We start from the raw sequence: 22,089 nt of genomic DNA, 5'->3' as shown, positions 1-22,089 counted from the left end.
GTGAACAGAAAACTTATAAGTATTAGGAACAAAAAGAAAAAAATAGAAGAGAAATTAAAAGATTTAAATGCAAAATACAAGGAAATTTGCGATGAAGAAATACAAGTTGAAAATGAAGAAATAATTGTAACTCTTAGGAGGAACAATATTAGCTTGGAAGAATTAGTGGAGAAAATCAATGATAGAAAAAGAGAAGAAAAATTAAAAGAAAAGGAGAACATTCATAATGAAGAAATTTAATACGAATAGACTAAGAGCCTTTTTTATGGCTCTTTTATTAGTTTTAACATCAACTTCAACTACTAATGTACTAGCTAAAGCTGATGATACAGATGGTAGTAAAAAAGTGATAGAAAGTTCTATAAGTAATATTAATGATTTAGAAGATCAAATCAAAGACTTAAATGAAAAGAAACAAGAAGACCAATCAAAGATAGATGAATTAAAGGAAAAGCTAGAATCTTGCAAAGATAATGGAGAGAACTTAAAACAAGAAAAATCTAAGTTAGAAGAAGAGATTAGAGAGAAAGATAATAAGATTGCTCAATTGAATAAAGAAATTGAGAATCTTAAAAACTCCAATAATGATGAACTAATAGCAGAGATTACTCAGCTTAAAGATGAATTAAAAAGATTACAAGATGAAAATGCAAAACTAAAAGAAGATTATTCATCTACAAAATGGGAGTTAGAAGCTGAGAAAGAAAAGACTGATAAAAACGAAAATAAAGTCAAAGAAATGCAAGAAAAGCTCAAGTCTTTAGAAGGAGAACTTGCAAAGAAGACTAAAGAAATTGAGGATAAAGATAATAAAATTAAGGACTTAGAAAAAGCTCTTGATGAAAAAGATACTAAGATAAAAGACCTAGAGTCTAAAAAGAAAGAGACAGAAAATTCTAAGTCAGAATGCTTTAAGAAAATTGAAGAGCTTCAAAAGGCTATTGATAGTTTAAAAGAATCCTCTGAAAATACAAAAAAAGAATTAGAAGATAAGATTAAAGGACTAGAAGAAAAACAAAAAGCTTCTGAAGAAGAAATTAAAAAGCTAAAAGAAGAATTAGATAAGAAAATCGAAGAAGCAAAGAAGTTAATCGAGGAAGCAAATAAAAAATCGAAAGAAGAACTTGAAAAACAAGCTAAAGATGAAAAAGATAAAAATCTAAACCAAGACTTATCTAAGAAATTAGATGAACTTCTAAAACTCCAAAAAGAAAATAAAGAGAAGAAAGAAGATAAGAAATCTCAAGATAAGAAGTGGGACGAAATTTTGAAAGCTGATGACAAGAATATCCTAAATCAATTTGATCTTAACAAGATGAAAAAGCAAGAGGAACAACAATCCAAAAAACAAGTTAAAGATGAAAAAGAATTTGCAGTTTTCCAAGTAGACAAAAACTTTTATAACATTATCAATAAAGATGGTAAGACAACAGTCTATATGGATGTAAAAACTTATGTAGATCAAGGAAGAACTATGATTCCAGTAAGATATATCGCTTATACTCTAGGTTTTAATGTTGAGTATGACAACTCTACCCGTGAAGCTATTTTCTCAAATAAAGAGAATAATATCCTAGCTAAAAAGACATTAAGACTAAATATTGATACTGGTGTTATGAAAGATTCAGATGGAAAGGTCTATAATTCAGATGTTAAGCCAGTTATTATAAATGGAAGAATTCATGCTTCAATTTCAAATATTGCTAAAGCTTTTGGAGCAAGTCATGGAGATATTAAAGATGGTAAAAACCAAACAATAGAATGGGACAATACTAGAAAAGCAGTCTATGTATTTAAAAATGTAAAATAAGAAAGGATAGAAAAATGAATAAGAGTATTAAACGAGGAGTAGCCATAGCGTTACTCCTTTTTACATTTACAGTACCAGCAACTACATTTGCGATGACAAATGAAGGGCAAATAGAAAGTCAAAACGAATCAATCTATGAACCACAAAAAGAAGAATTTGAAAAAATGTTGAAAGATGATGTTTTCACACCATCAAAAGAAGAAATTCCTTATCAAGATGTTCCAAGGATACCAGGAAATACAAGTGAAGCAAATAAGCCTTCAAATAATCCTCCTAAGAAAACACCCCTTGTAAAAGGTGGTAATACAAAGGCAGTAAATAATCTTGCGACACAAGAAAATAAGGCAAGAGGTTCAGTAATTGAAAATGTAGATAGGAATGGAAAAGATATTACACCAAGTGGAGATACAGAAAAAGATAAAGAAAATCCAATTGATGTAAGACAATTTTTAACATTTCAAACCAAAAGTGGAAAAACTATGCACCTAATAGTAGATCACTCATCAAATCAAGATAATGTAAGGCTATTGACAGAAGTAGGAGAGCAAGACCTACTTAATATGATTGAATCAGAAGATAAAAATACTATAAAGATTGAAGAGCCTAAGAAAGAAGAAGTAAAAAAAGAAGAACCTAAGACTGTTCCAGTAAAAGAAGAAAAGAAAAGCGGGATAGGTTCATTTCTAATTGTTGCACTTGTAATTGGAGGAGTTATAGGAGCGGGATATTATTTTAAGGTAGTCAAAGCAAAAGAAGATAGAATGTTGGAAGACTTTGAAGAAGATGATGAAGATTATATTAGTGAGTCAAAAGATGAATCTGACAATGAAGAAAGTTATGAAGAATCTTTAGATGAAGATGATGAACTATTATAAGGATATTAAATTTAAGTACAATTGAACTTTTGTCCCAGATATGATATGATATTTGGGACAAAGGAGGATTGTAATGAGTTCATATACAGAAAAAATATCAGATAAAATAAAAGATTTTGACTCACATAAAGTATTTTTTGCTAATGACTTTTTAGATATTGCTTCTTATGAAACTGCTAGAAAGACATTGAATAGAATGGTTAATGAAAGAAAAATTAAGCGTGTCGTTGATGGCTTTTATTACAATCCAAGATATAGTGAATTAATCGGAGAGTACGAAGCAGTATCAATTCACGAATTAGCACTTGCCATAGCAAGAAAATACAATTGGAATATTGCACCATATAATAGTACAGCCTTAAACTTATTAGGACTATCCACACAAGTTCCAACTCACTACAAATATATATCTAGTGGAAGATATAAGGAATATAAAATTGGAGATACGGTTTTAGAATTTAAAAAAGTAAATCCAGGAGAAATTGCCAATATGTCCCTAAAGACTGCAACAGTTATTCAAGCAATTAAATCTTTGGGCAAAGAAAATATAACTAATGAAGTTATGCAAAAGATAAGAGAAAACTTAAGTGAAAAAGAAAGAACAGACTTAATGAACGAATCAAAATCAGTTCCATCATGGATATATGAAGTAATAAGGGAAATTTCTGAGGGTGAAAATGAATAAGTTTTATATAGGAAACAAAGAAGACTTAAGAATTTTAATAGTAAATACAGCCAGAAAGAAAAATATATCTGAGGCAGTCATTGAAAAAGACTATTGGGTCACTTTTATCTTAGACTATCTATTTAATGAAAATAAATGGAAAGAATATTTAACCTTTAAAGGTGGAACATCACTTTCAAAGTGTTTTGGACTTATAGAAAGATTTTCGGAAGATATAGATCTAATCTTAGATTGGCGAGTATTAGGATATGAAGAAAAAGAACCATGGATTGAAAGGTCAAATACCAAGCAGGATAAATTCAATAAAGAAGTTAACGAAAAAACAGAAGTATTTTTAAGAGATAAATTTTTAAAAGTTTTAGAAGAAGATTTAAAGGACATGGACTTTGAATTTTCCATAGATACAATAGACCCACAAACAATTCTATGTAAATATCCTAAAATTTTTGAATCTAATTATTTGACACAAAATATAAGGCTTGAAATAGGAAGTCTTGCAGCATGGACACCTGCAATTGATGTTAAAATTTCGCCAATAATAGGAGAAGCCTATCCGAATGTATTTAAAGGAAAAACTACTATAAGAACAGTATCAGCAGAGAGAACATTTTGGGAAAAGGCAACTATACTTCATCACGAAGCAAATAGACCGGAATCTTCTCCTATGCCACATAGGTATGCAAGACATTTTTATGACCTATATAAAATAGCAGATTCAAATTATAAAAACAAAGCCCTAGAGGATAAAGAATTATTAAAAAAAGTGATTGAATTTAAAATGAAATTCTACCCTAGAAAGTGGGCAAGGTATGAAGAAGTATTAAATGGTAGATTAAAGTTAGTCCCAAGAGAGTACCGATTTTCTGAAATAGAAAAAGATTATAAGGCTATGGCTGAAATGATTTATGGAGACTATCCAAACTTTGAAGAGATTATAAAAGTTCTTAAAGAACTAGAAAAAGAAATTAATAAGTAAGTAGAATTCACCCGAAAATAATACGATATTCAGGAGAAATACTTTGAGCGAGAGAGAAATCTTTCGCTCTTTTTTTATTTATGGAGGTATTAATGAAGTTAGTAATAGCAGAAAAGCCAAGTGTAGCAGTTACAATTGCAAAAGTAATTGGAGCAAGATCAAGAAAAAACGGATATTATGAGGGGAATGGATACATTGTTTCTTGGTGTGTAGGTCATTTAATTCAAATGGCAAGTCCAGATAAGATAGACGAAAAATGGAAGAAATGGACGATAGACACTCTTCCTATAATTCCAGAAGAATATATTTATGAAGTATCTAAAAGCACTAAGAAACAATATGGAGTTTTAAAGAAACTTTTAAACGATAAGAATATCGACACAGTTATAAATGCTTGTGATGCTGGAAGAGAGGGAGAACTTATTTTTAGGCTTGTATATAATCAAGCTAAATGCAAGAAGAAAATTCAAAGACTTTGGATATCTTCAATGGAAAACAAAGCTATTGAAGATGGATTTAGAAATCTTAAAGACGGAGAAAACTTTGAAGACTTATATAGATCAGCAAGTGCAAGAGCTATTGCGGATTGGCTAGTTGGAATGAATTTAAGTAGGCTTTATTCTTGCATTTACAAGGAAACATATTCAGTTGGTAGAGTACAAACTCCAACTCTATATTTAATTGCTAAAAGAGATAGTGAAATAAACCTATTTAAGAAGCAAAAATATTATACGGTAGACATATCTTATGAAGGATTGAAGCTTGTATCAGATAGGATTGATAGAATTGAAGTTGCAGAACAACTATTAAATCTGTTAGAAGATGAAATAGTTATTACAGAGGTAGAAGATAAAGATATAAGCACAAAACCAGATAAGCCTTATGATCTCACTACCTTACAAAGAGAAGCAAATAAATATTTTGGATATTCAGCAAATGACACTTTAAATCTGGCACAAGGTCTGTATGAAAAAAAGCTAATAACATACCCAAGAACAGATAGTAGGTATTTAACCGATGATATGGTTAATAATATGAAAGAATTATTAGAAGGACTTGAAGATGACTTTAAAATCAATGAATCAAATTTTAAGTCTATTTTTAATTCATCTAATGTTACAGACCACTATGCGATTATTCCTACTATATCAGGTATTGGAAAAGCCAAAGATTTATCTGATAGAGAAAGTAAAATCTATAATCTAATAAAGAATAAATTACTTGCTTCATGTTCGGATAACTTAAAGGAATCTAGTAGAAAAATCAGATATGAATATGACAAGTTTAACTTTAATGCAAGTGGCAAGACTATAATCGATGAAGGTTATACAAAGTATCTAAAGACCTATGGAAAGGAAAAACAAGAAAATGAATTACCAGATGTAAAGACTGGAGATAAAATTAAGCTAACTTCTAAAAAAATATCGGAGAAATTTACAAAAGCTCCAAGTCATTATAATGAAGATACACTTTTAAAGGCTATGGAAAATGCAGGAGTAGAATCCTTGGATAAAGATATAGAAGTAGAAAGAAAAGGCTTAGGAACACCAGCTACAAGAGCAGGAATTATCGAAAATCTTATCCATAAGGATCTTATAAGAAGAGATAAGAAAAATTTACTTGTATCAGAAAAAGGAAATAGACTTGTATCGATTGTAGAGGATAAGTTTAAGTCGGCAGAAACAACATCTGAATGGGAAATGAAACTTGCAAAGATTAGCTCTGGCGAAGTAGATAAAGAAGACTTTTTAAGAGAAATTGAAGATAGTATAAAGGAGCTTGTAGACAGGTACAAGAATAATCTAAATGAATAAGGTAAAAATATTAGAGCTTTTCGGTGGCATAGGTGCTATTAGAAAGGCTTTTATTAATTTAAAGATACCTTATGAAGTTGTTGATTATGTAGAGATAGATAAGGCTTGTGTTAAATCATACAACGCACTTTATGAAGAAAATTATAAGCCAAAATCAGTATTAGGGTATAAAGCACCTAATGAGAAGATAGACTTAATAATGCATGGAAGTCCTTGCCAAGACTTTTCAAGAATAGGAAAAAAGCAGGGAGGAGTAAAGAATTCAGGAACTAGTTCAAGCTTATTATTTGAAACAATTAGAATAATTAAAGAAATGAAAGATAAACCTAAATGGATAATTTGGGAGAATGTAAAGGGAGTCCTTGATAGAAATATGAGGGACTCCTTTTTTATTTATCTAAAAGAGCTAGAAGATCTTGGATATGAAAGCAAATATGAAATCTTAAATGCAATGGACTTTGGGATACCTCAAAAAAGAGAAAGGATATTTGTTGTTTCATGTCTTGGAGCAAATAACTTTTCTTTTAATAAATTGGAGAGAAAAGAAACAAGACCACTAAGTGAATTTTTAGAAAAGGATGTAAGTGAACTTTACACAATGACCCAACCTTATATGCTCAAATTTTTAAATAAAGGCATAGATAATAGTTTTAAAGGGCGACTAAAAGTGATTAAAGATTTTTCTTATACTATTTCTACAAAACAGATGAGAGTACCCAATTCTGGGATAATAGATATTGGAAATGGTCAGTATAGGTATTTAACAGAAAGAGAATGTTTAAGACTCATGGGTTTTGATGACAGTGATATAGACAAATTAGAGAAAGTACATCCAAGAAGAAAAAATTGCACCTCAAGCAAACTATATAAGCAGGCTGGCAATTCTATTGTGGTTGATGTTTTAATGGCTATTATAAAAGAAATTCATAGAACGGAGGTAGGAAATGCAAGTAAATGATTTTAAGAATATAGAAGAAACAATAAAGTATGAGGTTTTACAAGATGAAAAAGAATATTTAAAACTCTTAAAAGTTATAGGTAACAATCAAAAATATGATTTTTCAAGCCAATTAAGTATATATAACAAAGAACCTGAAGCTAGAGCTTGTGCGACCTTTGATATGTGGAAGAAATATTTTGGTCGAGTTGTTATGAGAGGTCAAAAGGGTATTCCAATTTTAGTTGGAAGTGATGTAAATCAAAGAATTTCATATATCTTTGATATAAGTCAGACCACATCAATGGATAGGAATATTAATGAGGTTAGCTTATGGCAGTTTGACCACGAAAATCATAACGAGGCTTTAAAAGAAATAATAAGAGATTTTTCATTTGAAGTTAGTGATTCACTCAATGAAAATATATTTTCTTTGAGTCGAATTTATGGAGATGAATATATTAATTTGGCTCTTGCTGATTTGAGAATAGATATAGATGATAGACTGAGTTTTGAAAAGTTTATGAGAGACTCAATATCCTATGCAGTAGCTAATAGGTTTAATACAGTCTATCCTATGGATATGGAAAATTTAAAAAATAATTTTTCTAGGATTAATACAATTTCTTTAGAGCAGATAGGTCTTGTAATATCAAGGGTTAGTGAAGATATTATAGATAGCACAATAGAAAAATCTAAGGAAATGGATCGTACTAGGCTGCTGACAGAAAGGGCTGCTGCCGACTATAATAAAGATATAGAAAATATAAATGAAAATAGAGGAGGTCAAAATGATTTATATAGACGAGATGATAGGTCAAGAAGTAGAGATGGACGAGTTTTCACAGATGGAAGCGACAGAGGAAATAGCGATGAAGATCGAAGAGAAAACCTTGGACATGATGGAGAAGGATCTGGAATTTATGGAGAGATTTCCGAATCCAACATACGCAGTTCTAAGACTGTCTTACCTGGTAGGGAGCGAGGACATGGAGAACTGGAAGAAACTTCAGAAAATGTACGAGGAGAAAACACTTTTGCACCACCTGAAGGAAATTCAGACTCAGGCAGTGGACTTTATCAAGAGAGAGAAAGTCAAGATGATGAAAGAACAAGGATTGACAGAGAAGATGAAAAGAGAGAATCCAGAAGAATACCAAGGACAGATGAACAACTTGATGGCAACAGTGAAGAGAATGGCAATCAAGGAATACGTGGAAGCTTAGAGAATGAAATAAGTCAAAAAAAGGAAGCTGATGAAGCTTCTTTTTTTGATGACAAAAACACTGAAAATAGGAAAGATTACTGGATTGTAGAATTTAATGAAAACCACGAATTAGTTCCCGATTATAGTGGGCAGATAGTAACTAAAGATTTAATCAATATCCTAAGACAAAAAGATATTGATGTTAAAGACCATAATCAAACTCTTGGAGAAAATGAATTTGGAGAAATGACAGATGATTATATTGGATATTTTAAATTCTATTTTGACCACTATGTAGACGGCGATGTTGTCGAACACTATAGGATTGACCTTGGTGATGGTGAAGAAGTAAATGAGCGTGAATTTTCATATTTGGAAGAACAAGTTGCACTAAGCGAGGAAAAATCTTTACAAGAAGAAGTTAAAGAAAAGATAGAACCTAAATTTAAGATAGGCGATCAGGTTAGATATAAGGATAAGGACTTTACCATTACAGATTTTGATGAACTAAGTGGAGGACTTAAAACTGTCACTATCAGAGATAATATGGAATATATGGGAGGTATGATTAGGGGTTCGGAAGTAATTCCATATAGAAACGATTCATACCTTGAAGAAATCTTTGAAAATCTAAGTCAAACATCAGAAAAACTAGCAGTAAAGGTTGGTAAGGAATTTATTTTAGAAGATGAGAAGATCTTTGATGGAATTAACTTGATTGAAACTGGAACTAAGGTGGAAGTTAATGGAGAAGAATTTCCCTTATATAAGGGTGAAACATTTGAAGAAAGTAGAAAGATTGATGAGCTTTTAGATAGTGGAAATTATGAGATACACAAATTATCTGAATATGAAAAACAAATTGAAAGACAAGTAGAGCAAGAAAGCTTTATTGATAACCACAATCCTGAAATTGACCAAATGATGGATAGGTACAATGTGCCTAGGGAAGCAGCCGAAAACTTATTGAGGGGTAAAGAAGATTTAAAGAATCTAGGCTATGAACCTAATAAGGAAAGGCTAAGTTTTGCTAGAAATTATGACTTAAAAAATCATATTTACTCAGAATACCTAACACCATCAGAAAGGCTAGATAAAAATATAAAAGCTATTAAGATGCTCAAAAGACTTGAAAATGAAAATAGGAGTCCAAGAGAGTATGAACAAGCCTATCTTGCTGACTATCTAGGTTGGGGTGGTCTTGCCGATGTCTTTGATGAAGAAAAAGGAGGGCAATGGCTTGAAGCAAGAAATATTTTAAAAGAAAATTTAACAAATGATGAGTATTTGAATGCTAAAGAGTCTACCTTAACATCCTTTTATACACCTAGAGAGGTAATGGATGGAATATATAAGACTCTAACAGATATGGGTTTTAAGACTGGAAATATCCTTGAACCATCTGCAGGAGTCGGTAACTTCATTGGTAATATGCCAAGTGAAATACAAAGCTCTAAAGTATATGGAGTAGAAAAAGATAGCCTAAGCGGAAGAATAGCAAGAGAACTTTATCCTGAAGCTAACATTCAAATTAAAGGCTTTGAAGAAACAAACTTCTCAAATAACTTCTTTGACTTGGTAATAGGAAATGTTCCCTTTGGAGATTTTAAAGTTAATGATCGTGAATATAACAGAAATAACTTTCTGATTCACGATTATTTTTTTGCAAAGTCAATAGATAAGGTTAGGAATGGAGGAATTATTGCCTTCATAACTTCATCTGGAACTATGGATAAAAAAGATGAATCTGTTAGAAAATATATTAATGCAAGATGTGAGTTTTTAGGAGCTATGAGGCTTCCTAATACAACATTTAAAGGACTTGCTGGTACAGAAGTTACTTCAGATATTATTTTTCTAAAGAAGAGAGACTCAGTTATAGAAAGAGATGACGATTGGATTCATCTAGCAACTGATAAAAAGGGTTTGACCTACAATAAATATTTTGTAGATAATCCTCAGATGGTATTAGGGGATATGAAAGAAGTATCTGGTAGATTTGGCAATACTATTACTTGTGATGAAAGAGAAGACGTAAATTTAAAAGATTTAATGGATCTTGCAAGTAAGGAAATATCTTCAAATTCAAAATATGAAGAGGTCGAGCTATTGGAAGATGAAGAATTAAGTCTTCCAGCAACAGACGATGTTAAGAATTTTTCCTATACCATTATTGACGAAGAGGTTTACCTAAGAGAAAACTCAGTCTTAATCAAGCAGAATATATCAGATAAAAACAAAGAAAAGATAAGAGATTATCTTGATGTTATGAATGCCTTAAAAGATGTAATAGAAAAACAAAAGGACGATTTTTCTGACGAGGAAATAAAAGAATCACAAGAAAAGTTAAATGAAGTCTATGATAACTTTTCAAAGAAACATGGCTTTATTAACTCCTTATCAAATACTAGAGCCTTAAAGGAAGACTCAAACTTTCCTTTAGTTTCATCAATAGAAATACTTGATGATGAGGATAATTTCAAAGCTAAGAGTGATATATTTTCAAAAAGAACAATAACAAAGGCAAAAGTAGTAGACCATGTAGACACTTCCCTTGAAGCTTTAGTCTTATCTGTTTCACAAAAAGGATATGTAGATTTTGAATATATGGAATCTATCACAAGTAAAGATAGGAACACCTTAATTGGTGAGCTTGAGGGCGAGATATTTTTAGATATTAAGGATACAGACCTAATAAATAACAGAATGCCCTTTGAGAACTTTGACAATGACGATCCATTTCATTTTTCATATGTATCGGCTGATGAATATTTAAGTGGAAATATTAGAGAAAAGATTGGATACCTCAATTCATATATCGGAGAAATTGAAAATGTAATAGATTTAGCACCTTCTGAAAAGAAAGATACACTATTAAACGAGTTAGGCAAACTCAAATATCAAAGAGAAAAATTACAAGAAGTTATGCCTGAAGAACTCACTGCTTCTGATATAAATGTAAGGTTAGGAGCAACTTGGATACCTCAAAAAGATATAGAAGACTTTACTTTTAACCTTTTAAAAACACCTGGCTATGATAGGTGGAATATAAAGGTTAGGTTCTCACCACATACAAGTGAATGGAATATTGAAGGTAAAAGTGTTGACTCGACTAATGACCTTGCTAACATGACTTATGGTACAAGTAGAGTAAATGCCTATAAGCTAATTGAAAATGCCCTTAATCTAAAAGATACAAAGGTATTTGACCAAGTAATAAATGATGATGGTTCTAAGACTTCAGTATTAAACAAAAAAGAAACTATGCTTGCAAGTCAAAAGCAAGAACTGATTAAAGAAGAATTTAAGAATTGGATATTTGAAGATCCTGATAGAAGATATAGGCTAGAGAAGATTTATAATGAAAAATTTAATTCAATTAGAAATAGAGAATTTGATGGTTCTAACTTAACTTTTGATGGAATGAATACTGAAATCAGACTTCGAGAACATCAAAAAAATGCCATAGCAAGGACTCTTTATGGTGGAAATACACTACTTGCCCATGTAGTAGGAGCAGGAAAAACTTTTGAAATGGTAGCTTCTGCTATGGAATCTAAAAAGTTAGGACTTACAAGTAAGTCATTATTTGTAGTTCCTAACCATTTAACCACTCAAATTGGTAGAGAGTTTATGCAATTATATCCGTCAGCAAATATTATGGTGGCCGATAAAAAAGACTTTCAACCCAAAAATAGGAAAAGATTTATTGGTAGGATTGCAACAGGAGAATATGATGCGGTCATCATAGGACACTCTCAATTTGAAAAAATACCAATGTCTAAGGAATACCAGGTAAGACATATACAAGACCAAATAGATGATATAGTTTCCTTTATTGATGAGAACAAAAGAAATAGAGGAGAAAATTTTACAGTAAAACAACTGGAAAAAACAAAGAAGAAACTCTTGGTTAGACTTGAAAAACTAAATGATGACTTTAAAAAAGATGATGTAATAACCTTTGAAGAACTAGGAGTAGATAAGTTATTTATAGACGAAGCTCATAATTACAAAAACTTATTCTTGCATACAAAGATGAGAAATGTGGCTGGTATCGGTCAAAGTGAAGCCTTTAAGTCTTCGGATATGTATATGAAATGTAGGTATATGGATGAAATGACAGATGGAAAGGGAGTTGTTTTTGCTACTGGTACACCAATATCAAATTCAATGACAGAGCTTTATACCATGCAAAGATACCTTCAATATGACGATTTAAAGGCAAGGGGATTAGAACATTTTGACGCTTGGGCTTCTACTTTTGGAGAAACAGAAAATACTTTTGAATTATCTCCAGAAGGCACTGGATATAGGCAAAAGACAAGATTTTCAAAGTTTTATAACTTGCCAGAACTGATGAGCATGTTTAAAGAAGTAGCAGATATAAAGACCTCAGATATGTTAAATTTACCAGTACCAGAAGCAAACTTCGAAGTTATTAAAACAAAACCTACTGAGGAACAAAAAGAAATATTAGAAGCTATTTCAGAAAGAGCTGACGCGGTTAGAAATAACCAAGTAGAGCCAACAGAAGACAATATGTTAAAGATTACAAATGATGGTAAAAAACTTGCCCTTGACCAAAGATTAATAAATCCACTACTTCCCGATGATCCTAATTCAAAAGTTAATGTATGCGTTAAAAATATCTTTTCGATCTGGGATAAGACAAAAGAAAATTCATCGACCCAATTAGTGTTTTCGGATATGTCCACACCAAAAGGAGATGGAGAATTTAATATCTATGATGATATTAGAAATAAGCTAGTGAATATGGGAATACCTAAAGAAGAAATAGCCTTTATTCACGAAGCAGATACAGACAAACAAAAAGATGAATTGTTCTCTAAGGTAAGAAGAGGAGAAGTAAGAGTATTATTAGGCTCTACTCAAAAAATGGGAGCAGGTACAAATGTACAAAATAAGCTAATAGCCTTACACGATTTAGACGTCCCTTGGAGACCGTCTGACCTAGAGCAAAGAAGTGGTAGAATTGTTCGTCAAGGTAATGAAAATGATAAAGTCAATATCTTTAGATATGTAACAGAGAATACATTTGATTCTTATTTGTGGCAGACGATAGAGAATAAGCAGAAATTCATATCCCAAATAATGACAAGCAAGACGCCTGTGCGTGTTGCAGAAGATGTTGATGAAGCAAGTCTATCCTATTCAGAAATTAAGGCTTTAGCTACTGGAAATCCTTTAATTAAAGAAAAAATGGATTTAGATAACGAAGTTACAAAGCTAAAAATGCTTGAAGCAAACTACAAGTCTAATAAATATAAGCTTGAAGATAAGGTAAATAAAATTTATCCTCAAAGTATTTTAAAAACTGAAATGGAAATACAAGCAGTTAAAGAAGATATTGCAAATGTTGAGAAATTAGGAGAAGGAGATAGCAAATTCACTTCAATCAGTCTTGGTGAAAATAAAATTTTAGATAAGAAAGAAGCTGGAGAGAAATTATTAGAAGAAATAAAAAAAGTAAAGATAAATGATAGCAAGGTTATTGGTAAATATAGAAATCTAGATTTACAAGTTTCGTATAACTTTATGACTAATACTCACACTTTTAAACTCCTAGGAAAAGCAGAATACTTCGGAGAGTTTTCAAACTCTACTGATGGTAATATAACAAGACTTGATAATGCAATTGAAAAAATGCCTTCAAGACTTGAAAGGTTAAATCAAAACCTTGAAAACTATAAAGAATCTTTAGAAAATGCCAAAGTAGAATTAACTAAACCATTTGAAAAAGCAGATGAGTTAAGGGACAAGACACTAAGACTAGCTGAAATTAATAAACTTTTAGATATGGGAGAAGTAGAAGAATTAGAAAATCAATCACCACTATTAGAAGATTTAAAAAGGGCGATAGTTGATTATTCTAACTACGAGTTTTCAGAATCTAATAACTATGAAGACTTTGACAAACTATACCCTGATTTAAGTCATATAGGACTTGCCTATACAGAAACACCTGATGGTAAGCATTCTATTCAATATGAAGTAAATTTGGAAGAAAAAACATGGACTCAGTATGTAGATAATGTAGCTATTAGAACAGAATCTTTTGTAGAGGAAGATATATCTAATTCACAAGCTCTTAAAGATATGACTGAAGCCATAAAGATGTCAAGTTTTGATGATCTGGTATCAGTAGATGAAGAAGATTTAAAACAAGCTTTAGGATTAGAAATAGATGATGATGGAAACTTCTATGATCCGCTAGCAAAAGATCTTGACAATGATGGAATACCAGATAGGTATGACAATGATTTTAAAGATAGTGATTACTTTGAATCAACCTATGATGTAGAGGATAATCTACACGCAAGGGAAGAGAAACCATCAATATTGGGACAAATATCCAAATTCAAATCGGAAGAAGAGAAAGATAAAAATCAAGAAAAAAGTGAAAAAGGACAAGAAAGATAGAGGAGGGTGAATAGCTCCCCTTATTTAGTACAAGGAGGAAAATATGGAATACAAAGATATTAGAGAAAATTTAGAAGAAATGATGAATGATAACTACAAGGACTTTATAAAAGCACTTGTGAGCATAGAAAAAGGTGTTAATGATGAAAAAGCACTTGAAGAAGTCTATGTTTTATATATGAACAATGACACAACAGGTCTACTAAGTGATGACTTTGACTATATGATTGATGATATGAAAGAACAAGGAAAGCTCATTGAAAATACCAATGAACTTGAAGAAAAAGACGACCTCATAAATCTTGTGGGTAATATAGCTGGCGAAGTAGAAAATCTTGAAAGAGAAAATGCAAATGGAGAAAAATTTAAAGTAAGTAATTTTTCAATTGTTTCAAAAGATGATGACGGAAATAAAATTTATACGAATTGTTCAGCCTATGGAGATAAGACAAAAGATTTAGAGAACCTAAAACAAGGTGATTTTGTTAAAATCTTCGGACAAGTAAAAATAAGCATTGACAACAACGGAAAGGAACATAAGAATGTCCGTATTTTATCTTCTAAGCTCTTAAAAGCAAAAGAACAAGTAAAGAGTCAAGACAAGGACAAAAAGTCCATATTAGGGCAAATAAAAAGCTTTAAGACAGATGATAAAGCTAAGTCAAATAAGAAAGACCATAGCAAAGATACAGAGAGATAAATATCGGCAGTCTTCGGACTGCCTTTATTTTTTTGTTATGACGGGCATGTTTTAATGCTGGGGTAAAAATCCCTACAGAGCGTAGTTACCAACGAATCTAATAGCGACTTGCAAGTTTTAGATGGTGACATCTAGGAGAGAGAAAGCAATAGCGAAATAGTAGTAACAACGAATAGTGAGAAGTCAGCAGAATCCATAGTAGTGAAGAAGTTTCTGTAATGGAAATGGAGCGAAGGGAGGAACGATATTTATTGTAATATTTGAAAATGATGTACTATGACTTGATGGAACACAAGGAAGGACGTATTCATCTCTTAAGGTTCAGATACAAAAAGAATAAAGTTAAATAGATACATAAGTAATAAATAATATGATACAAGAAAATATTGAACCGCCGTATGCCGAACGGTACGTACGGGTGGTGTGATAGGGACTATAAATTAGCCCTTACTTGATTTTAGTCAATCTAATCTAATGGCTTAAGACATCACAAAGTATTATAGTCAACTCTTCCAATATATAAGCTAAAAATAGTGTCGGATGAATTTGATGTAAAAACTTACAAAAAATGGTAAAAAATCTTGAAAAGTGGTAATATTATCATGTATAGATACTTTTTCATCGGAATAAATTTCATTGTATATGGGATGTTTCTGAAAAAAAAGAAAGAAAAGGAGGAAATAATGTTAAAATGTAAAAAAATAACAGCATTTTTTTTAGCTTGTTTGATGCTGTTAGGTACAATTGTACCAACTGGTGAAGCATTTGCGCAAGGTGTAAATCATTTGTCAAAAACAAGAGTTAGTAGGATAGAAGTCAAAGATCGAAAAGGTAATACCATTGATCTTAATGAGAAAATTGAGGAAGATAAGGACTGCAGACTAGAAATAGACTGGGATGCTAGTGAATATGGAAAAGATATTAAAGAAGGAGACTATTTTAATGTCACTCTTCCTAAAGGTTTCAAGGCAGCAAAAAACAATTTTGCAGTACATACTTTTGATGGAGTGCAAGTTGCAAATGCAGAAGTAAATAACCCTAATTCTGAATCGGGGGGGGGTACTCTAAGGGTTGTATTTACAAGCCTTGTAGAGGATAAAACAGATATAAAAGGTAGTATTGCTATCGAAGGCAACCTACTAAGTATAAACAATCCTCCTAAAGAAAAAGAATCAGAAATTAAAGAAGACGAAGTATCAATTGAAAAAACAAATAATTTGACTAATGAAAAAGTGACATTTAAAGAAGAAAAATCAACACCTATCAAAGTAAAAAAGGTATGGAAAGACCAAACAAATAAAGTGACAGATTCAATGGAGGAAAAGGTAACTGTAGAGCTATACAAAGATGGCAAAGCAACAGGAAAAAAAGTTACACTTAATGATGCCAATAATTGGACTGCTACTTTTGAACAAATAGAAAATACAAGTGAAAGTAAATATACAGTAAAAGAAATAGGCGAAAAAGACGGAAGAATTGAAATAACGAACGATGCTTTTCTGGTAACCTATTATGGTAATGTTGAAGATGGATTTACCGTTGAAAATAAATATATTAATGAAAAAAATGCCTATGTGCCAATTGGTAAACATATAATTTTACCGAAAGGAACAGCAGATCAAAAAAGAGAAAATCTTTTATATCTAGTAAATGGTCCAGATGATGAGTGGAATTTCACTTATAAAATTGAAAAATTGAAAGATAAAGATACTGTTGAACGTGAATATGATCCAATCACAATAACAATTCCAAATATAATTAAGGAAGATAAGAACACCTTTTATGAAGACGTATCACAAAAAATTGGTAGAAACATTTCATCTATTGACCAATTGAGTGATGATGAAATAGACACTGCTTATTATATAGCTAGAGAAAAACTTTTAAGAGTACGCGGAGCTGAAAATCATGAAATTAAAATAGAACAAAATGTTCATGGTGAAGGTGAAGTTATCTTTAGAGTAACAGAAAATCCGTCTAACTATGCTAATATTTTGGACGACAAAAATAACGAAAGGTACCATTACTATAAAGTATATAAAGATGAAAACGGTGAATTTGGTATATATTGGAATTTTGCGAACAGCTATGACAAGTTAGATAGAAACAACAAGAACTATTTAGAAGACGGCGACTATGAAGAATTATTTAAAGAAGCCGTAGGTGAGACTTGGTTTGAATATATTGGACAAAGCAATAACTATAGTTCACGTGATAATATTAGATTAAATTTAATGTCTAGCTATTACAATAAAATCAAATCACCAACTCAAATAGATCCATCAAAGACAGATATCAAAGTAAAAAAGGTATGGAAAGACCAAACAAATAAAGTGACAGATTCAATGGAGGAAAAGGTAACTGTAGAGCTATACAAAGATGGCAAAGCAACAGGAAAAAAAGTTACACTTAATGATGCCAATAATTGGACTGCTACTTTTGAACAAATAGAAAATACAAGTGAAAGTAAATATACAGTAAAAGAAATAGGCGAAAAAGACGGAAGAATTGAAATAACGAACGATGCTTTTCTGGTAACCTATTATGGTAATGTTGAAGATGGATTTACCGTTGAAAATAAATATATTAATGAAAAAAATGCCTATGTGCCAATTGGTAAACATATAATTTTACCGAAAGGAACAGCAGATCAAAAAAGAGAAAATCTTTTATATCTAGTAAATGGTCCAGATGATGAGTGGAATTTCACTTATAAAATTGAAAAATTGAAAGATAAAGATACTGTTGAACGTGAATATGATCCAATCACAATAACAATTCCAAATATAATTAAGGAAGATAAGAACACCTTTTATGAAGACGTATCACAAAAAATTGGTAGAAACATTTCATCTATTGACCAATTGAGTGATGATGAAATAGACACTGCTTATTATATAGCTAGAGAAAAACTTTTAAGAGTACGCGGAGCTGAAAATCATGAAATTAAAATAGAACAAAATGTTCATGGTGAAGGTGAAGTTATCTTTAGAGTAACAGAAAATCCGTCTAACTATGCTAATATTTTGGACGACAAAAATAACGAAAGGTACCATTACTATAAAGTATATAAAGATGAAAACGGTGAATTTGGTATATATTGGAATTTTGCGAACAGCTATGACAAGTTAGATAGAAACAACAAGAACTATTTAGAAGACGGCGACTATGAAGAATTATTTAAAGAAGCCGTAGGTGAGACTTGGTTTGAATATATTGGACAAAGCAATAACTATAGTTCACGTGATAATATTAGATTAAATTTAATGTCTAGCTATTACAATAAAATCAAATCACCAACTCAAATAGATCCATCAAAGACAGATATCAAAGTAAAAAAGGTATGGAAAGACCAAACAAATAAAGTGACAGATTCAATGGAGGAAAAGGTAACTGTAGAGCTATACAAAGATGGCAAAGCAACAGGAAAAAAAGTTACACTTAATGATGCCAATAATTGGACTGCTACTTTTGAACAAATAGAAAATACAAGTGAAAGTAAATATACAGTAAAAGAAATAGGCGAAAAAGACGGAAGAATTGAAATAACGAACGATGCTTTTCTGGTAACCTATTATGGTAATGTTGAAGATGGATTTACCGTTGAAAATAAATATATTAATGAAAAAAATGCCTATGTGCCAATTGGTAAACATATAATTTTACCGAAAGGAACAGCAGATCAAAAAAGAGAAAATCTTTTATATCTAGTAAATGGTCCAGATGATGAGTGGAATTTCACTTATAAAATTGAAAAATTGAAAGATAAAGATACTGTTGAACGTGAATATGATCCAATCACAATAACAATTCCAAATATAATTAAGGAAGATAAGAACACCTTTTATGAAGACGTATCACAAAAAATTGGTAGAAACATTTCATCTATTGACCAATTGAGTGATGATGAAATAGACACTGCTTATTATATAGTTAGAGAAAAACTTTTAAGAGTACGCGGAGCTGAAAATCATGAAATTAAAATAGAACAAAATGTTCATGGTGAAGGTGAAGTTATCTTTAGAGTAACAGAAAATCCGTCTAACTATGCTAATATTTTGGACGACAAAAATAACGAAAGGTACCATTACTATAAAGTATATAAAGATGAAAACGGTGAATTTGGTATATATTGGAATTTTGCGAACAGCTATGACAAGTTAGATAGAAACAACAAGAACTATTTAGAAGACGGCGACTATGAAGAATTATTTAAAGAAGCCGTAGGTGAGACTTGGTTTGAATATATTGGACAAAGCAATAACTATAGTTCACGTGACAATATTAGATTAAATTTAATGTCTAGCTATTACAATAAAATCAAATCACCAATTCCGCCAACACCAATAACACCATCAAAGACAGACGTTAAAGTAAAAAAAGCTTGGGATGATAAAGATGGAAAAGAAATAACAGCACCAGTAAAAGAAATTGAAGTAGAACTCTATAGAGATGGAAAAGCTACAGATAAGAAATTAACTCTAAATGCAGAAAATAATTGGAGTGGAGAATTCAAAGACTTAGATGTAGTAGAAAAACTAGACTCAAAAGAAGCCTATGAATACACAGTAAAAGAAGTTGGAGAAGAAAAAGGCAAAGTAGTTATAGGAAGCAATAAATACGAAGTAAAATATAGCGGAAGTATGGAAGACGGATTCACTATAACTAATAAAGAAGAGCCAACAATTCCGCCAACACCACTTAATCCACCAAAGGAAGACATCAAGGTTGAAAAGACTTGGCAAGACAAAGATGGAAAAGAAATAGCAGCCCCAGTTGAAAAGATCGAAGTAGAACTCTACAGAGATGGAAAAGCTACGGGCAAAAAGCTAGAACTTAACAAAGCCAATAAGTGGAGTGGAGAATTCAAAGACTTAGACGTAGTAGAAAAAATAGACTCAAAAGAAGCCTATAAATACTCAGTAAAAGAAGTTGGAGAAGAAACTGGTTCAATTAAGCTGAATGGAAATTGGTACAAAGTAAGTTACAGTGGGTCTATGAAAGATGGCTTTACAATAACAAATAAAGAAGAGCCTAAAACACCGCCTACACCACCAACACCATCTGAACCAGATACTATAACTATTAAAGTTAAGAAAGACTGGACTTTATATGGAAATAAGCCAGTAGACAAAATTGTAGTAGAACTTTATAGGGATGGAGAAGCTACTGGAAAACTTCTTTATTTGAATAAAGACAATAATTGGAGTGGAGAATTCAAGAACTTAGATGTTAAGAAAGGTACAAATTCTTCACGTGACTACCACTATACGGTAAAAGAAATTGGAGAAGCTGGAAATACAATAAAACTAGATGGAAGATGGTTTGATGTCGATTATCTTGGCAATATGAAAGATGGATTTACAATTGTAAATAAAGAAGAAAAACCAACTGAACCAGGTAAGCCAGAAGAACCAAAGAAACCAGAAGAACCAAACACACCAAATAAACCTGAAACTCCAAATACTCCAGAAAAGCCAAACAATCCTGGAACACCAGTCAGACCAAATACTCCTAAGACTCCACTGCCAGGTAAGCCATTACCTAAAACAGGAAACGGACTAAATCCATCAACCTACGCTTGGATTTTATTGGGACTAGGTAATCTTTCTACTTTTGCAGGAATTCAAAGGAAAAAGAGAATAAAATCAAGAAGAAAGAAAAATGACAAATAAGCAAAAAAAAGATCATTTAAGTAAATTTCTTATTGCAGTCGGGTTAATATTCATTGTTTTTTCTATTGCTTTTCTATTCCTAAACCATAAGAGGATAGAATTAAAGAAAGAGGAATCCATTAATCTGGAAAGACAAATAAAACAAGAATTACCTCCTTTTGAAAATTACGAACAGGAGAAGAAGCCTGAAGAGATAGAACAAAATGTTGCATCAAAAGACGCTATAAAAGATACAGCTATAGGCGTTCTTAGAATTGATAAGATAGGAGTCATTACTCCTATTAGTGATAATACAAGTGAACAATCTTTATTAGAAGGTTCAGGTATTGTTGAAGATACAGATATACCGACTTCAGAGGAAAATACTATAACTGTTCTTGCGGGGCACAGAGGAGGGATTAACGAAACACAATCTTTTCTAAATATCGATAAGTTGGAAAAAGGCGATGAGCTAAAAATTACTACTAGGGAAGAAGAACTCTATTACAAGGTAGTTGATAAAGAAGTTATTGAACCTACAGACTGGAGTAAATTTACACGAGAAGAAGGAAAGACCAAACTCTTTTTAATGGCGTGTCACCCTTATCCCAAAAACGATAAAAGGCTTTTAGTAAAAGCTGAGCTAATCAAAAATGATGAAGAGATAAACAATTAAATTAGCAATATAAAAAACTATCCATTGAAATTTATTTCTTTGGATAGTTTTTTGGTATGATGGGTATGAAATCGGCTGCAAATTTTCATGAAAATTTGACAGTTTATTAAAGTTGTGTAAAATTAAGAAAAGCTCCATTCCTATAGGAATGGACAAACATTGATACATAAAAAATGTATCAACCCTTACTCTTATATCAGGATTTAGGTTGATACACAAAATTATTTACGGATCCATTACATGAATCAAAAATATATTTAAATAATTAAAATATTTAATGGATTGTAGTTATTTTGATTATTCTTATGACT

General features: G+C 31.3%; 12 protein-coding genes. All 12 read left to right on the top strand.

What is annotated here, in order from left to right:
* The 12 genes from GAN53_RS05180 to GAN53_RS05130 all read left to right on the top strand — a co-directional run bounded on the left by GAN53_RS05180 (window position 1) and on the right by GAN53_RS05130 (window position 21,778).
* The gene (locus tag GAN53_RS05180) at window positions 1-240 is read left to right on the top strand and encodes a hypothetical protein (RefSeq protein WP_016648544.1); all 240 of its coding nucleotides are present in this window, start codon (window positions 1-3) and stop codon (window positions 238-240) included.
* Window positions 227-1,810 (top strand): stalk domain-containing protein, encoded by a 1,584-nt coding sequence (locus GAN53_RS05175; RefSeq protein ID WP_151409855.1) that lies wholly within the window; start codon window positions 227-229, stop codon window positions 1,808-1,810. Before GAN53_RS05180 ends, GAN53_RS05175 begins: the two co-directional genes overlap by 14 nt.
* Before the next feature lie 14 nt (window positions 1,811-1,824).
* Window positions 1,825-2,685 carry a CD1107 family mobile element protein gene (locus GAN53_RS05170; protein ID WP_053308420.1) on the top strand — a complete coding sequence of 287 codons (861 nt, stop codon included), beginning with the start codon at window positions 1,825-1,827 and terminating at the stop codon, window positions 2,683-2,685.
* Window positions 2,686-2,758: 73 nt separating this feature from the next.
* Entirely contained in the window at window positions 2,759-3,370 is a 612-nt protein-coding gene (locus GAN53_RS05165; protein WP_053308419.1) for a DUF6088 family protein, read from the top strand.
* Entirely contained in the window at window positions 3,363-4,346 is a 984-nt protein-coding gene (locus GAN53_RS05160; protein WP_053308704.1) for a nucleotidyl transferase AbiEii/AbiGii toxin family protein, read from the top strand. The genes GAN53_RS05165 and GAN53_RS05160 overlap by 8 nt, the downstream gene beginning before the upstream one ends.
* A 92-nt stretch (window positions 4,347-4,438) precedes the next feature.
* Window positions 4,439-6,160: a DNA topoisomerase 3 gene (locus GAN53_RS05155; RefSeq protein ID WP_151409854.1), complete on the top strand. Its 1,722-nt coding sequence runs from the start codon at window positions 4,439-4,441 to the stop codon at window positions 6,158-6,160.
* Window positions 6,153-7,118 (top strand): DNA cytosine methyltransferase, encoded by a 966-nt coding sequence (locus GAN53_RS05150; RefSeq protein WP_151409853.1) that lies wholly within the window; start codon window positions 6,153-6,155, stop codon window positions 7,116-7,118. The genes GAN53_RS05155 and GAN53_RS05150 overlap by 8 nt, the downstream gene beginning before the upstream one ends.
* Window positions 7,119-7,867: 749 nt before the next feature.
* On the top strand, window positions 7,868-8,323 hold the full coding sequence (locus tag GAN53_RS09970) for a TnpV protein (protein ID WP_412835129.1): 456 nt from the start codon (window positions 7,868-7,870) through the stop codon (window positions 8,321-8,323).
* 227 nt (window positions 8,324-8,550) lie between these two features.
* Complete coding sequence (locus GAN53_RS09925; protein WP_412835128.1) at window positions 8,551-14,748, top strand: helicase-related protein; 6,198 nt, start codon at window positions 8,551-8,553, stop codon at window positions 14,746-14,748.
* A gap of 43 nt (window positions 14,749-14,791) precedes the next feature.
* Complete coding sequence (locus GAN53_RS05140) at window positions 14,792-15,448, top strand: DNA-binding protein (protein WP_151409851.1); 657 nt, start codon at window positions 14,792-14,794, stop codon at window positions 15,446-15,448.
* Window positions 15,449-16,131: 683 nt separating this feature from the next.
* Window positions 16,132-21,123, top strand: coding sequence for a Cna B-type domain-containing protein (locus GAN53_RS05135; protein WP_192574095.1), 4,992 nt, complete (start codon window positions 16,132-16,134; stop codon window positions 21,121-21,123).
* Complete coding sequence (locus GAN53_RS05130; protein WP_151409849.1) at window positions 21,113-21,778, top strand: class C sortase; 666 nt, start codon at window positions 21,113-21,115, stop codon at window positions 21,776-21,778. Before GAN53_RS05135 ends, GAN53_RS05130 begins: the two co-directional genes overlap by 11 nt.
* Window positions 21,779-22,089: the final 311 nt, after the last annotated feature.

This window comes from Anaerococcus sp. Marseille-P9784, assembly GCF_902500265.1.
GTDB lineage: Bacteria > Bacillota > Clostridia > Tissierellales > Peptoniphilaceae > Anaerococcus.
This window is presented reverse-complemented; position numbering and strand designations above follow the sequence as displayed.

What these genes read in the sequence shown, in the direction of transcription:
- GAN53_RS05150 (WP_151409853.1), top strand. Translation starts at nt 6,153, where the DNA reads ATGAATAAGGTAAAAATATTAGAGCTTTTCGGTGGCATAGGTGCTATT.
- GAN53_RS09925 (WP_412835128.1), top strand. Translation starts at nt 8,551, where the DNA reads ATGACAGATGATTATATTGGATATTTTAAATTCTATTTTGACCACTAT.
- GAN53_RS05165 (WP_053308419.1), top strand. Translation starts at nt 2,759, where the DNA reads ATGAGTTCATATACAGAAAAAATATCAGATAAAATAAAAGATTTTGAC.
- GAN53_RS05130 (WP_151409849.1), top strand. Translation starts at nt 21,113, where the DNA reads ATGACAAATAAGCAAAAAAAAGATCATTTAAGTAAATTTCTTATTGCA.
- GAN53_RS09970 (WP_412835129.1), top strand. Translation starts at nt 7,868, where the DNA reads ATGAAAATAGAGGAGGTCAAAATGATTTATATAGACGAGATGATAGGT.
- GAN53_RS05155 (WP_151409854.1), top strand. Translation starts at nt 4,439, where the DNA reads ATGAAGTTAGTAATAGCAGAAAAGCCAAGTGTAGCAGTTACAATTGCA.
- GAN53_RS05175 (WP_151409855.1), top strand. Translation starts at nt 227, where the DNA reads ATGAAGAAATTTAATACGAATAGACTAAGAGCCTTTTTTATGGCTCTT.
- GAN53_RS05135 (WP_192574095.1), top strand. Translation starts at nt 16,132, where the DNA reads ATGTTAAAATGTAAAAAAATAACAGCATTTTTTTTAGCTTGTTTGATG.
- GAN53_RS05160 (WP_053308704.1), top strand. Translation starts at nt 3,363, where the DNA reads ATGAATAAGTTTTATATAGGAAACAAAGAAGACTTAAGAATTTTAATA.
- GAN53_RS05140 (WP_151409851.1), top strand. Translation starts at nt 14,792, where the DNA reads ATGGAATACAAAGATATTAGAGAAAATTTAGAAGAAATGATGAATGAT.
- GAN53_RS05170 (WP_053308420.1), top strand. Translation starts at nt 1,825, where the DNA reads ATGAATAAGAGTATTAAACGAGGAGTAGCCATAGCGTTACTCCTTTTT.